Source organism: Bradyrhizobium sp. WSM2793 (assembly GCF_000379585.1).
Classification (GTDB): domain Bacteria; phylum Pseudomonadota; class Alphaproteobacteria; order Rhizobiales; family Xanthobacteraceae; genus Bradyrhizobium.
Genome location: NZ_KB902824.1, coordinates 180814 through 193845, shown reverse-complemented (window position 1 = coordinate 193845; position 13032 = coordinate 180814). Strand labels below are relative to the sequence as shown.

The following is a 13032-nucleotide window of genomic DNA, read 5'->3' as shown; positions in this document are numbered from 1 at the left end:
GACATAGCGCGCCGCTATCGCATCGAGAGCAAGCCGGCATTTCAGGATGGACGCGATCTCGATGAAGCTCCCGTCATCGCCGGCGACCAGCGGGGTTGCGGCCAACACAGGAGACCTTTCCATGTCCAAGAGCCATGCCTTGTCGCGTCTGATCTGGCCGGGCCTTGCCATCGTCGGCGCGCTGACGCTCTCGGCGCAGCCGGTCGTTGCCGGCGAATGTCCGGCCGGCAAGATCAAGCCGAACGCCCAGCAGATGGTCGACTACAAACCCGTCGGGGTGACCGACGTCACGCTGGGCGCGATCGACCTCGGCAAGCAGCCGGCGCATATCGAGGGCCGCGAGCTGCGCTTCCGCAAGCTGACCATCGAGCCCGGCGGCATCGTGCCCTGGCATAGCCATGACGACCGCCCCGCTCTCATTTTCGTGCAACAGGGCGAGATCGTCGAATACGCCTCCAACTGCGTCGATCCGATCGTGCACAAGGCCGGCGACATCCGCCCCGAGGTTCACGGCACCTCGCATTGGTGGAAGAACCTCGGCAAGGAGACCGTCATTCTCTATGTCGGCGATGTCCGCAAGGATCCCAACGACCACCACATGTAACCGAGCGCCCCCGGCCCCATCGCATTTCGTTACGAGAGGTGGCGCCCGGACTTTCCCCGGGCGCCGCATCCCTACAGGACAATCGCCATGACCGATCTTTCCGCGCCGATCAAACCGGCCGCCATGACGATGGAGGCGCGGGCGCCGGGTCTGGCGCTACGCTCGCTCGTGATCGGCCTCACCGCGTTCCTGACCGTCGTCGATCTCTTCGCAACGCAGGCGATCCTGCCCTCCCTGGCGCGCCATTACGATGTCACGCCCGCGGCGATGAGCTTTGCCGTCAACGCCAGCACGTTCGGCATGGCCGCAGCCAGCCTCGTGATTGGCTTTCTCAGCCCGCATATCGACCGCCGGACCGGCATCCTGCTCAGCCTGGCGCTGCTCGCGCTTCCGACCGGCCTGCTGGCGATCGCGCCAAATCTCGCCGTCTTCACCGCCCTGCGCGTCGCGCAGGGCCTGTGCATGGCCTCTGCCTTCGCGCTGACACTGGCTCATCTCGGCGAGCAATGCAGCGCGATAGATGCGGGCGGCGCTTTTGCCGCCTACATCACCGGAAATGTCGCCAGCAACCTCGTCGGCCGGCTGATCTCGGCCGCAATTGCCGACGGCCTGGGCCTCGCCTGGAATTTCTATCTGTTCGCAGCGCTCAATCTCGCCGGCGCAGTGCTGGTCTATTTCACGATCAGGCGCGTGCCGCCGATGCATGCGGCGGCGCCGGCGGCTTCGCCGCTCAAAGCCACCATCGCGCACTGGCGCAATCCGCAATTGCGCGCGGCCTACGGCATTGGCTTTTGCATCCTGTTCGCCTTCATCGGCACCTTCACCTTCGTCAATTTCGTTCTGGTCCGGCCGCCGCTGTCGCTCGGCATGATGGATCTTGGCCTTGTCTATCTGGTGTTCCTGCCCTCGGTCGTCACGACCTTGCTGGCGGGGCGGGTTACCTCACGCATCGGAGCACGCCCGACGATCTGGGGCTCGCTCGCCGTTGCCGGCATCGGCCTGCCGCTGATGCTGACTGGGCGGCTGCCTGAAGTGCTCACCGGAATGGTGCTGGTCGCGGCCGGGACCTTCTTTGCACAGGCGGCAGCGACCGGCTTCGTCGGGCAGACCGCGACCGAGCACCGCGGCGTCGCCAGTGGCACCTATCTAGCGTGCTACTTCTGTGGAGGGCTCGTCGGCACCGCCGTGCTCGGCCGACTGTTCGATGCCTTTGGCTGGCACGCTTGCGTGACTGGCGTGGGCATAGCCCTTGCGGCCGCTGGCCTGCTCGCACTGAACTTGAAGCGCTAACGCTTGGCCGGCACTTCCTGCGGCGGTTCGTCGTCGGCGATGGCGCGCCAGGCGGCGCCGTCGAGATCGTCGTACTGGCCGCTTCTGAGTGACCACAGGAAGGCGACGAGACCGGCGCCGCCGAGCATCAGCGCCAGCGGGACCAGGATGACCAGGATCTCCATCACAAGATCTCCCGCGAGGCGCTACGCGCGCGCAGCGAATTCAGCATCACCAGGATCGACGATCCGCTCATGGCCGCCGCCGCGATCAGGGGCGTCACGACGCCGCTGATCGCAACCGGCACCGCGAGCACATTGTAGCCGATCGCAAGCCAGAGATTCTGCCGCATCAGATGCAGCGCCTTGCGCGAGGCGTCGATGGCGGCAACCACCGGCGCCAGCGGCCGGCCGAGGAAGACGAGATCGGCGGTGGCCTGGCTCAGATGCGCGGCCGAGATCGGCGACATCGAAACATGGGCTGCCGCCAGCGAAGGCGCGTCGTTCATGCCGTCGCCGACCATCAGCACCTTGACGCCGCGCCGCTTCAATTCCTCGATCCGCGCGATCTTGTCGGCCGGCGTGACGCCGGCACGCCATTCAGCGATCCCCAGCGCATGGGCCGCCGCGATCACTGCCGGCTCCCGATCGCCGGATAGAATCTCGATGCCGATGTTGCGCGCCTTCAGCGCCGCGATCACGGCCTGCGCATCCGGACGCAGGCCCTGGCGGACCGAGAGGATGAACCTTTCGCTGCCCTTGCTGAAAGCGACGATGGAAGCTTCGGGATCGACAACGGCGCTTCCAACCAACGCCTCGGCGCCGCAGAAGGAGGGGCGGCCGAGGCGAAGCTCGACGCCCTCCACGGTCGCACGGACGCCCTGCCCGGCCTCTTCGACCGCACCGACAACAGGCGATCTGGCGCCGGCCGCCTGCGCGACCGCGGCGGCGACCGGATGATGGCTCGACAGCGCGAGCCGGCCGGCGAGCTCGAAGATGTCGGCGGGGATGTTAGCGGCATTCATCACTTCGAGATCGGGCAGCGTCAGCGTGCCGGTCTTGTCGAAGATGACATGATCGGCTTCGGCCAGCCGCTCGATCGCATCGCCGGAATTGAGCAACACCCCGGACTTGAACATCGCGCCGGAGGCGACCGTCTGCACGGTCGGAATGGCGAGCCCCAGCGCGCAGGGACAGGTGATGATCAGCACGGCAACGCCCGTCACGATCGCATCATGCCAGGACGCGCCGGCGATGACCCAACCGAGGATGGTCAGAAGCGCGGTCGCATGCACCACCGGCGCGTAGAGACGCGAAGCACGGTCGGCAAGCCGCATGTAGCGCGAGCGCGCCTGCAGCGCGTTGTCGAGCAGCCGCGTGATCTCGGCGAGCAGCGTCGCCTCGGACGCCGCCGAGACTCGCACCCGCAACGTGCCGGAGATGTTCATCGAGCCCGCATAGACCGGCGTGCCCTGCCCGGCCGTGACATAGAGCGTCTCGCCGGTGATCAGGCTCTGGTCGATCTCCGAACGGCCCTCGATCACGGTGCCGTCGACCGCACAGCGTTCGCCGGGCCTGAGCAGCACGATGTCGCCCGGATGGATCGCGGCCACCGGCACCTGCGAGATCTCGTCGGAGCCGACGAACTTCGCGGCCGTCTCCGCCTTCAGCGCGGCAAGATTGCCCGCGACCGCGCGGGTCCGCCGCCGCATGTTCTGGTCGAGGAAGCGGCCGACGAGCAGGAAGGTCAACAGCATGATCGCCGCGTCGAAATAGGCGTGCTCGGCGTGGTGGATGGTTTCGACTACGGACATGCCGAGCGCGAGGATCACGCCGATCGAGATCGGCACGTCCATGTTGGTCGCCTTCGCCGACAGCGCACGCCAGGCCGAGCGAAAGAACGGCTGGCCGGCATAGGCCGCCGCCGGCAATGCGATCAGCGCCGACAGCCAGTGGAAGAAGTCGCGCTGCTCGGGCAGCATGTCCGAGACGTTGCCCGACCACACCGGGATCGATAGCATCATCACGTTCATGGTGGCAAAGGCGGCGACGCCGAGGCAGCGCAGCAGGAAACGCGATTCGGCGACCTCGGACGCCTCCGCGCTCTCGGTCTCGAACGGATAGGCCTTGTAGCCGAGCTCCTCGAGGCGATCGATGAACCGACCTGGGTCGAGCGTGCCAGCCTTCCATTCCAGCGCGACGCGGCGGTCGGTGAGGTTGACGCGAGCCAGCGTGACGTCAGGAATGGCGGACAGGCCGCGTTCGATCTTGGCCATGCATCCGGCGCAATGAACGCCTTCGACCGCGAGATCGATGTGCTGGACGCCCTCGGCCGCAGCCCGGACGTAGTGCGAAAAGTCCCGCGTGACGTGCATGTCGAAATCCTTCAGTTCAGGATCACGCGATTACGCGACAGGAACACGCGCGTCCCCCGCGCCTCGCCCTCGATCACCAGATCCCATTGCCCGGGCGCGACGGAGGCGGCATTGCCGCGATAGAGGCCGATGCCGGTTTCGGTGAGCTCGACGGCGAGATCGGCGCGCTTGTCGGTCGGCCGCTCCAGCCGGCCGCCGAATTTAAGTCCGGCGATCGGCTGGCCGCCGGCATCGCGTGCTTCGACCTGAAGCAAGGCACCGCCGTCGCTGCGGCGCTCGATATGGGCGTTGACCTTCCATTTGCGCGCGGTCTGGTCCTGCGCTGCCGAGATCTCGCGATCATAGGTCAGTCCCGCGGCATAGGGGCTGTCGACCTCGGTGCCGGGCAGCGTCGCGATCGCGAGCTTCATCATCGTGACGTTGACGCCGATCACGAGGCCGAAAAAGGCGACCAGCATCAGGAAGACTTTGGTTCCGGTCAGCGGCTTCGGGGCGGATGCCATGATAGTCTCCTGGATCTACGGCGCGACGAAATTGTCGACGGCGCTCGCGGCGACGCCTAGTCCGATGTCCATGACGTGAAAGCGGACGGGAATCGACTTCTCCGGATTGTTCTCGGCTGGCGCGGTGACGAGCAGCCGCAGCTCACTGGTGGAGTCGCGCGGAATCACGATGATCGGCCGGTCCGGCGTCACCGAATCGACGCCGACGACATGCATCGTGGGGTTGGCTGGCCCCTCCACGTCGATGGCGATAGCGCGGTCGTAGCCGCTCTTGTTCAGCAGGCGCACCGTGTAGGCGTTGCGGATCGAGCCGTCGCTGAGCTTGACCGCAACCGGATTGCGATCATGCAGCACGTTGACGTCGAGCAGGCGGCGCGTCGCCAGCGTGTAGACCATGAAGCCGCCGATGGCCGCGATGATCGCGCTGTAGACGATGGTGCGGGGCCGGACGATCCGGTAGATCGGCGCCTTGCCCTCCTGGCGGCGATGGATGTTGATGTCGTTGTCGTAACCGATCAGTCGCTTCGGCCGGCCGATCTTGGTCATGACGTTGTCGCAAGCGTCGATGCACAGGCCGCACTGGATGCATTCCATCTGCGGTCCGTTGCGGATATCGATGCCGGTCGGGCAAACCGCGACGCATTGGTAGCAATCGACGCAATCGCCAACCTGCTCGCCGAGCGCGCGCAGTTCGGCGGCCTTCTTGACCGAGGTGCGCTTCTCGCCGCGATCGTAGCGGTAGGTGACATTCAGCGCCCATTCGTCGGTGAGCGCGGCCTGGATGCGCGGCCACGGGCACATATAGGTACAGACCTGCTCGCGCATGTAGCCGGCGAGCAGATAGGTCGTCGCCGTGAGGATTCCGATCCAGACATAGGCAATCATCGGGCCCTGGAAGGTGACGAGCTCCTTCACCAGGGTTGGCGCGTCGTTGAAGTAGAGCACCCAGGCGCCGCCGGTCCACCAGGCGATCATGAGCCAGATCGAATGCTTGAGCACGATCTCGGAGATCCGCTCGAGCTTCAACGGGTCGGACGATTTGTCCTTCTTCATCCGCTCGCGCCGGTCACCCTCGACCAGGCGTTCGACGGCATAGAACAAGTCGGTCCAGACCGTCTGCGGACAGAGATAGCCGCACCAGATGCGACCACCGACCGAGTTCATCAGGAACAGCGCCACCGCGGCCACGATCAACAGGCCGGTAAAGTAGTAGACCTCCTGCGGCCACAGCTCGATGAAGAAGAAGTAGAAGCGGCTATTGGGAAGATCGATCAGCACCGCCTGGCTGGGGGCGCCGAGACCGCGGTTCCAGCGCACGAACGGCAGGAAATAATAGACGCCGAGGCAGATCGCCATCAGGCTCCATTTGATCCGGCGGAACGTGCCGGAGACGCTCTGGGGATAGACCTTCTTGTGGGCTGCGTAGAGTGGCCCGACGTCATCTTCCGATGTGAGGTCTTTGGGGTTCACGGTCTTGTTCATCGCCTGGAGCTTCTCGAAAAGGTGCGATTGAACCTAGACCCGACACCGCCGCGTCAGTTGATCCAGCGCAAACGGGGGCATTTTTGTTCACCCCCGTCTGCAGCGAGATCTGCTATTTTCCACCGCCCAGCGAGTGGACGTAGACAGCCATCGCCTTGATGGTGGCGGGATCGAGCCGCCCTTCCCAGGCCGGCATCACGCCGGCGCGGCCCTGGCTGATGGTCTCGATCAGAGCCGCTTCGTCGGAGCCGTAGAGCCAGATCTTGTCGGTGAGGTTCGGGGCGCCCATTTCCAAATTGCCCTTGCCGCCGTCGCCGTGGCAGGCGACGCAATTCTCCGCAAAGATCTTCTCGCCCTTGGCGGCATCAAAGCCGTTGCGGGTCGAAAGGCCCGACAGCGACCGCACGTAATTGGCGACCGTGACGATCTCGTCGGCCTTCAGCACGCCGTCCTTGCCGAAGGCGAGCATCTGGCCCTCATGGGTCTTGGCATGACCGGAGCGCGCGCCGAACTGGATGGTCTGCATGATCTGGTCGAGCGTGCCGCCCCACAGCCAGTCGTCGTCGTTCAGGTTCGGATAGCCCTTGGCGCCGGCGGCGCCGGAGCCGTGGCAAGGCGCGCAATTGTCGCCGAACACGGTCTTGCCCTTGGCGCGGGCGAGCGCCAGCAAGGCTGGGTCCTTCTCGATGTCGGCGAGCGAGGCGACGCCCAGCGCCGCCATCTTGTCACCTCGGATCTTCTCGAGGTTGGCGAGCTCGACCGCGACGTCGGCGCGCGAGGAGTAGCCGAACATGCCCGTGGTATTGCTGGAGATCAGCGGCCAGGCCGGATAGACGATCCAGTAGCCGATCGACCAGATGATGGTGAGGTAGAACGAGATCACCCACCAGCGCGGCAGCGGTGTGTTGAGCTCCTTGATACCGTCCCACTCGTGTCCAGTCGTGGACTTGCCGGAGACGGAGTCGATGTCGCTATGATGATCGGTCATGGTCTCTCACTCCTCCCGCAACGGCAGGTGCGCTGCTTCGTCGAAGACAGCCTTGTTACGGGGCCAAAATGCGTAGGCGATGATCGCGAGAAAGATCGCGACGAACACCGGGGTCCAGATCGTCGTCACGAGCTCGGACGCTAGATTATGGACTGACAGGATAGCTTTCATCGTTCATGCCTTCTCAGCGAAGATTGGCTTTCTCGTTGTAGATCTTGAAGTCGACCAGCGTGCCGAGCATCTGCAGGTATGCGACCAGCGCGTCCATCTCGGTCGGCGTGCCGGCCTTGCCGTCGAAATTGCGCACAACGGCTTTGGCGTAGCGCTTGTTGAAGGCGTCGCCGCCGGAATTGTCCGGGTCGGCCTGGGCCTTCATGTCGGCGCCCGCGTTGGCGATCTGGTCGTCCGTATAAGGCGTGCCGACGGCCTTCAGCGTGCGCATGTGGTCGGCGATCGTGTCCGGATCGACCTCGGTCTGGCTGAGGAACGGATAGCCCGGCATCACCGACTGCGGCACGATCGCGCGCGGGTTGGTCAGATGGGTGACGTGCCAGTCGTCGGAATACTTTGCGCCGACGCGGGCGAGGTCGGGACCGGTGCGCTTCGAGCCCCACTGGAACGGATGGTCGTACATGCTCTCCGCGGCGAGCGAGAAGTGGCCGTAGCGCTCGACCTCGTCGCGCAGCGGGCGGACCATCTGCGAGTGGCAGAGATAGCAGCCCTCGCGGACATAGACGTTGCGGCCCGCCAGCTCCAGCGGCGTGTAGGGCCTGACCCCGTCGACCTTCTCGATCGTGCTCTTGAGGTAGAACAGCGGGGTGATCTCGACGAGCCCGCCGATCGCGATCACCAGCAGGATGCCGACGATCAGGATGATCGAGTTCTTTTCGAAGATTTGGTGGCGTGTCCAGAACGACATGGTGGAGCTCCTCATTCCGCCGGCTGAAGAGCGACGGGCATCTGGACTTCCGCCTCGCCGACGCGAACGGTCATCCAGAGGTTATAGGCCATGATCAACGAGCCGATCAGGAACAGCCCGCCGCCGGCGGCGCGGATGATGTAGAAGGGATGCATCGCCTCGACGGTCTCGATGAAGGAATATTCGAGGAAGCCGAGCGAGGTGTAGGCGCGCCACATCAGGCCCTGGAGGATGCCGGACACCCACATCGCCGAGATGTAGAGGACGATGCCGAGGGTCGCGACCCAGAAGTGCCAGTTGACGAGCTTCAGGCTGTAGAGTCCCTTGCGATTCCAGGCCCACGGCACCAGGCAGTAGAGCGCGCCGAAGGACACGAAGCCGACCCAGCCGAGCGCGCCGGAGTGCACGTGGCCGATGGTCCAGTCGGTGTAGTGGCTGAGCGAGTTGACCACCTTGATCGACATCATTGGGCCTTCGAAGGTCGACATGCCGTAGAAGGCGACGGAGACCACGAGCATGCGCAGCACGGGATCGGTGCGCAGCTTGTCCCAGGCACCCGACAGCGTCATCAGGCCGTTGATCATGCCGCCCCAGGAGGGCATCCACAGCATGATCGAGAAGGTCATGCCCAACGTCTGCGTCCAGTCCGGCAGCGCCGTGTAGTGCAGATGGTGGGGACCTGCCCAGATGTAGAGGAAGATCAGCGCCCAGAAGTGGATGATCGACAGCCGGTAAGAATAGATCGGCCGCTCGGCGCGCTTCGGGATGAAGTAGTACATGATGGCGAGGAAGCCGGCGGTCAGGAAGAAGCCGACCGCGTTGTGGCCGTACCACCACTGGAACATGGCGTCCTGGATGCCGCCCCAGGCGACGTAGGACTTCGAGCCGAACACCGAGACGGGAAGCGCGGGGTTGTTGCCGAGATGCAGCACCGCGATCGTCACGATGAAGGCGAGATAGAACCAGTTCGCGACGAAGATGTGCGGCTCCTTGCGCTTGATGACGGTGGCAAGGAAGACGAGCAGATAGACGACCCAGACGATGGTCAGCCACAGGTCGGCATACCATTCCGGCTCGGCATATTCCTTCGATTGAGTGACGCCGAGCAGATAGCCGGTGCCGGCGATCAGAATGAAGAAATTGTAGCCCACCACGACGAACCACGGCGCGAGGTCGCCGGCGAGGCGCGCGCGGCAGGACTTCTGCACCACGTAGAAGGAGGTCGCGATCAGCACGTTGCCGCCGAAGGCGAAGATCACGGCGGAGGTGTGCAGCGGCCGCAGGCGGCCGAAGCTGGTCCAGGGCAGGTCGAAGTTCAGCGCAGGCCATGCCAGCTGCGAGGCGATGATGAGGCCGACGAGGAAGCCGGCAATGCCCCAGAACATCGCCATGAAGGAGGAGAATTTGATCGGGCCCATGTTGTAGTTCGGGCGCCCGTTGATCTCCTGTGGCGGCAGCGCCACCGGACGGTCGAGGTAGCGGTTGACGATGACGAACACCGCAGCAAGGCTCGCCGCCGCGCTGAGCGCGGCGTGGAAGGCGAACGGCGCATCGAGCGCCTTGGCCGAAGCGACCACGCAGAGGAAAGCGGTGACTGCGAACACGACAGCCAGGCCGCTTTCACCGATGGTCATGGATTTGGAGATGGAGGGCTGGCTCATGCGGATTCTCTCTGAAAGAACACAGCGCCAGAAACCACATTCATCCTCACTCGGAATTGATTGAAATCAAGAGCGGCATTTAAGTTCTTCGGAGCAGGCGATCCCGCTGGTTCCCTTCAAAATCTCGACGCACGAGCAGGCCGCCCGGCGTGACGCCGCAAGCGGGAATAACCTCCGTATGATCACGGAGGCGACAATGAAATCGATCAGGGATAGTGCGTCAGTCGCGCGCCGTCTCCTTCAGCGCCGCGATGACATCCTCACGGGCGATGATTCCGACCAGCTTCTGCGCACCATCGAGCACGATGATGCTCCTGATGCGGTGCTCCACCATGATCTGGAGCACGCGCGTCAGCCGCGTGTCGGGGCTGACATAGATGAACTCGGGCGTCATGACGTCGCCGATCTTGCGGCTCATCAGGTCGTGATAGCGCGGCAGCATCTGGCTCGGCGTGAAGGCGAAGCACTTCAGGATGTCGAATTTGGTGACGATGCCGACCACCTGCCCGTCGTCCTCGACCGGATAGGAGTTGAAATCGTCGGTCTCGAACATCTGGCTGAGCTCGAGCAGGTCACGGTCGCGCTGCACCGCCTTGACGTTGCGTGTCATGTAGCCGTCGACGGTCTGTTCAAGAAATCTGTACACGGCGCGTCCTCCTCGATTCGATTCTGGCCGGCCGTCAGTGCGACAGCAGCACGCTGCGGGCGGTCTGCGTGACCAGATATTGGGTGACGCCTCCCAGGATCAATTCACGAAACCTCGAATGACCATAGGCACCCGCAACGATCAGTCCGGCATCGACGTCGCCGGCGACTTTCTCCAATTGCGCGGCGGCGGTTTCGTTCCGGGCGCCTTCGCAGACCCGCGCGGCCGCGGTGACGCCGTGGCGGGCGAGCCAGGCGGCAACGTCGGTGACGCCGGCCATCACGACCGAACGGTCGTCGTCGCGTTCCGGAATTGTGGCGATGGTGACGTCTCTTGCCTTGCGCAGCATCGGAAGCGCATCGGCCACCGCCCGCCGCGCCTCCGGCGTGTCCTTCCACGCCACCAGCACATTCCGCAGATCGAGCCAGTTGATTCGATCAGGCACCACCAGCAACGGTCGGCCGACCTGCATCACCAAGTCCCTGGGGCTTGCGAGCGAAAAGGCATCGGAGAAGGCCGGACTCTGCCCGCCGCTGACGATGATGTCGGCGCAGCGCGCCTGAGCCAGGACGAACCGCGTGGGAAAATCCGTGGCGCAGCGCCATTCCACGCGCCCGCCGCGAGTCCGGGTCGCGGCGCGGAATTCCGCCTCCAGATCGCCCAGACACCGCTTGACTGAGGCCTCCTCCTGATCGATCAGGCGCTGGGCCTCCGCACCGTCGGTGAAATAAAGCGGCGGCGTAAACCGGGCTGCAGCAACCCCGACGAGCGTGGCCTCGAATCGTTCGGCGAGTTCGCCCGCGACCTGAAGGCGCGCTTCGTTGGATTGGTCGAGCGCCAGGCTGACCATCACCGTCGCGTATGTCATCGGTATTCTCCAGTGCAAAGACTTTGGTAAAATTTACGCCTGCCTCCGCACATCGGGATGAGATAGATCAAGGAGGGCGCCGGCGCCCGACTTGCCGTCAATCGGCAAGCCGACAGAACTTGCCTCCGGCCCGGCCTTAGGCGACATTAGGGGAGCGGTAACCGCGTCCGGAGCCGCCGCATCAGGATGAGGAACATCATTTGTCGCCGACCCGCGTAACGCACTCGCAGGACGACGGTGGGGGCGAACGTTTTCGCGTTCGGATCGAAGGGTTTGGCGTCGGCACCTGGGATCTCGACCTCGCGACACGGGAATTGGATTGGTCCGATACCGCCAGAGCCCTGCTCGGCGTCGAGCCGGGTCAGCCGGCGAGCTACGATCTCTTCCTGTCGCGGCTTCAACCGACGGACAGGGAGCGGGTCGAGAGCGCAATCAAGCGCGTTTCCGAGCGTGGCGGCAGCTTCGACGTGTCTTTCAAGGTCGCGAACACCTCAGGCAACGGGCAATGGATCCGCGCCCGGGCCGGACTCATTCGGGACGAAGCCGGCACGGCGCGTCATCTCAGCGGCATCTTTCTCGACATCGACGAGGAAAAGCAGGTCGAGGAGGCGCTGCGCACGCGCGAGACCCACCTCCGCTCGATTCTCCATACTATTCCCGACGCCATGATCGTCATCGACGGCCACGGCATTATGCAGCTGTTCAGCACGGCTGCGGAGCGCCTGTTCGGCTGGTCCGAGCACGAGGCAATCGGTCAGAACGTCAGCATTCTGATGCCGGAGCCCGATCGCACCCGCCATGACGGCTACATCGCCCGCTACCGCTCCACGAACGATCCGCACATCATCGGCATCGGCCGCATCGTGACCGGCAAGCGCCGCGACGGCACGACCTTTCCGATGCACCTGTCGATCGGAGAGATGGAATCCGCCGGCGAGCCCTATTTCACGGGATTCGTCCGCGACCTCACCGAGCACCAGCAGACCCAGGCCCGGCTCCAGGAATTGCAATCCGAGCTGGTCCACGTCTCGCGACTGACCGCGATGGGCGAAATGGCCTCCGCGCTAGCCCACGAGCTCAATCAGCCGCTGGCCGCGATCAGCAATTACATGAAGGGATCGCGGCGGCTGCTCGCCGGCAGCACCGACGCGAACACGCCGAAGATCGAAAGCGCGCTGGATCGCGCGGCGGAGCAGGCCTTGCGCGCCGGCCAGATCATCCGGCGCCTGCGCGACTTCGTCTCGCGCGGCGAGTCGGAGAAGCGGGTCGAGAGCCTGTCCAAGCTGATCGAGGAGGCCGGCGCGCTCGGGCTCGCCGGCGCGCGCGAGCAGAACGTGCAGCTCCGCTTCAGCCTCGATCCCGACGCCGATCTCGTCCTCGCCGACCGGGTGCAGATCCAGCAGGTGCTGGTCAATCTGTTCCGCAACGCGCTGGAGGCGATGGCGCAGTCGTCGCGCCGCGAGCTCGTCGTCGCCAACACCCGCGTCGCCGACGACATGATCGAGGTGGAGGTCTCCGACACCGGCTCCGGCTTCCAGGGCGACGTCATTCCAAACCTGTTTCAGACCTTCTTCACCACCAAGGAAACCGGCATGGGCGTGGGACTGTCCATCAGCCGCTCGATCATCGAAGCTCACGGCGGCCGCATGTGGGCCGAGAGCAATGCATCGGGCGGCGCGACATTCCGCTTCACCTTGCCGGCGACCGCCGAGAACTGA

At 64.6% G+C, this 13032-nt stretch carries 13 protein-coding genes; 3 read left to right on the top strand and 10 right to left on the bottom strand.

The genetic code is table 11. The features are described 5' to 3' along the window. The first annotated feature begins 121 nt into the window (after window positions 1-121). Together A3AS_RS0138450 and A3AS_RS0138445 are read left to right on the top strand one after the other, a co-directional pair. On the top strand, window positions 122-604 hold the full coding sequence (locus A3AS_RS0138450) for a cupin domain-containing protein (RefSeq protein ID WP_026202806.1): 483 nt from the start codon (window positions 122-124) through the stop codon (window positions 602-604). A gap of 87 nt (window positions 605-691) precedes the next feature. Then, on the top strand, window positions 692-1894 hold the full coding sequence (locus A3AS_RS0138445; protein ID WP_018322748.1) for an MFS transporter: 1203 nt from the start codon (window positions 692-694) through the stop codon (window positions 1892-1894). Here A3AS_RS0138445 and ccoS read toward each other — a convergent pair. The 10 genes from ccoS to A3AS_RS0138395 form a co-directional block, all read right to left on the bottom strand. Continuing rightward, a complete protein-coding gene (gene ccoS, locus A3AS_RS0138440; RefSeq protein ID WP_018322747.1) occupies window positions 1891-2058 on the bottom strand; it encodes a cbb3-type cytochrome oxidase assembly protein CcoS in 168 nt (55 codons plus the stop codon). The two genes, A3AS_RS0138445 and ccoS, sit on opposite strands and share 4 nt — an antisense overlap. Further along, window positions 2058-4247 (bottom strand): cation-translocating P-type ATPase, encoded by a 2190-nt coding sequence (locus A3AS_RS0138435; RefSeq protein ID WP_018322746.1) that lies wholly within the window; start codon window positions 4245-4247, stop codon window positions 2058-2060. The genes ccoS and A3AS_RS0138435 overlap by 1 nt, the downstream gene beginning before the upstream one ends. An 11-nt stretch (window positions 4248-4258) precedes the next feature. Continuing rightward, window positions 4259-4750: a FixH family protein gene (locus A3AS_RS0138430; protein WP_018322745.1), complete on the bottom strand. Its 492-nt coding sequence runs from the start codon at window positions 4748-4750 to the stop codon at window positions 4259-4261. A gap of 15 nt (window positions 4751-4765) precedes the next feature. Then, window positions 4766-6232, bottom strand: coding sequence for a cytochrome c oxidase accessory protein CcoG (gene ccoG / locus A3AS_RS0138425; protein WP_018322744.1), 1467 nt, complete (start codon window positions 6230-6232; stop codon window positions 4766-4768). Between the two features lie 112 nt (window positions 6233-6344). Further along, window positions 6345-7220 (bottom strand): cytochrome-c oxidase, cbb3-type subunit III, encoded by an 876-nt coding sequence (ccoP, locus tag A3AS_RS0138420; RefSeq protein ID WP_018322743.1) that lies wholly within the window; start codon window positions 7218-7220, stop codon window positions 6345-6347. Between the two features lie 6 nt (window positions 7221-7226). Beyond that, window positions 7227-7391, bottom strand: coding sequence for a cbb3-type cytochrome c oxidase subunit 3 (locus A3AS_RS0138415; RefSeq protein ID WP_018322742.1), 165 nt, complete (start codon window positions 7389-7391; stop codon window positions 7227-7229). 13 nt (window positions 7392-7404) lie between these two features. Further along, window positions 7405-8139 (bottom strand): cytochrome-c oxidase, cbb3-type subunit II, encoded by a 735-nt coding sequence (gene ccoO / locus A3AS_RS0138410; RefSeq protein ID WP_018322741.1) that lies wholly within the window; start codon window positions 8137-8139, stop codon window positions 7405-7407. Window positions 8140-8150: 11 nt separating this feature from the next. Beyond that, the gene (gene ccoN, locus A3AS_RS0138405) at window positions 8151-9800 is read right to left on the bottom strand and encodes a cytochrome-c oxidase, cbb3-type subunit I (protein ID WP_018322740.1); all 1650 of its coding nucleotides are present in this window, start codon (window positions 9798-9800) and stop codon (window positions 8151-8153) included. Window positions 9801-10020: 220 nt separating this feature from the next. Continuing rightward, entirely contained in the window at window positions 10021-10446 is a 426-nt protein-coding gene (locus A3AS_RS0138400; RefSeq protein WP_018322739.1) for an HPP family protein, read from the bottom strand. A gap of 34 nt (window positions 10447-10480) precedes the next feature. Continuing rightward, complete coding sequence (locus A3AS_RS0138395; RefSeq protein WP_018322738.1) at window positions 10481-11314, bottom strand: universal stress protein; 834 nt, start codon at window positions 11312-11314, stop codon at window positions 10481-10483. Window positions 11315-11514: 200 nt separating this feature from the next. Between A3AS_RS0138395 and fixL the strand changes: the two genes are divergently transcribed. Beyond that, window positions 11515-13032 (top strand): sensor protein FixL, encoded by a 1518-nt coding sequence (fixL, locus tag A3AS_RS0138390; RefSeq protein WP_018322737.1) that lies wholly within the window; start codon window positions 11515-11517, stop codon window positions 13030-13032.

Bases quoted from the DNA above. Each gene is read 5' to 3' on its own strand.
- A3AS_RS0138415 (WP_018322742.1), bottom strand. From the start codon at position 7,391: ATGAAAGCTATCCTGTCAGTCCATAATCTAGCGTCCGAGCTCGTGACG.
- ccoS (WP_018322747.1), bottom strand. From the start codon at position 2,058: ATGGAGATCCTGGTCATCCTGGTCCCGCTGGCGCTGATGCTCGGCGGC.
- ccoP (WP_018322743.1), bottom strand. From the start codon at position 7,220: ATGACCGATCATCATAGCGACATCGACTCCGTCTCCGGCAAGTCCACG.
- A3AS_RS0138395 (WP_018322738.1), bottom strand. From the start codon at position 11,314: ATGACATACGCGACGGTGATGGTCAGCCTGGCGCTCGACCAATCCAAC.
- A3AS_RS0138445 (WP_018322748.1), top strand. From the start codon at position 692: ATGACCGATCTTTCCGCGCCGATCAAACCGGCCGCCATGACGATGGAG.
- A3AS_RS0138435 (WP_018322746.1), bottom strand. From the start codon at position 4,247: ATGCACGTCACGCGGGACTTTTCGCACTACGTCCGGGCTGCGGCCGAG.
- A3AS_RS0138450 (WP_026202806.1), top strand. From the start codon at position 122: ATGTCCAAGAGCCATGCCTTGTCGCGTCTGATCTGGCCGGGCCTTGCC.
- ccoN (WP_018322740.1), bottom strand. From the start codon at position 9,800: ATGAGCCAGCCCTCCATCTCCAAATCCATGACCATCGGTGAAAGCGGC.
- A3AS_RS0138430 (WP_018322745.1), bottom strand. From the start codon at position 4,750: ATGGCATCCGCCCCGAAGCCGCTGACCGGAACCAAAGTCTTCCTGATG.
- ccoG (WP_018322744.1), bottom strand. From the start codon at position 6,232: ATGAACAAGACCGTGAACCCCAAAGACCTCACATCGGAAGATGACGTC.
- ccoO (WP_018322741.1), bottom strand. From the start codon at position 8,139: ATGTCGTTCTGGACACGCCACCAAATCTTCGAAAAGAACTCGATCATC.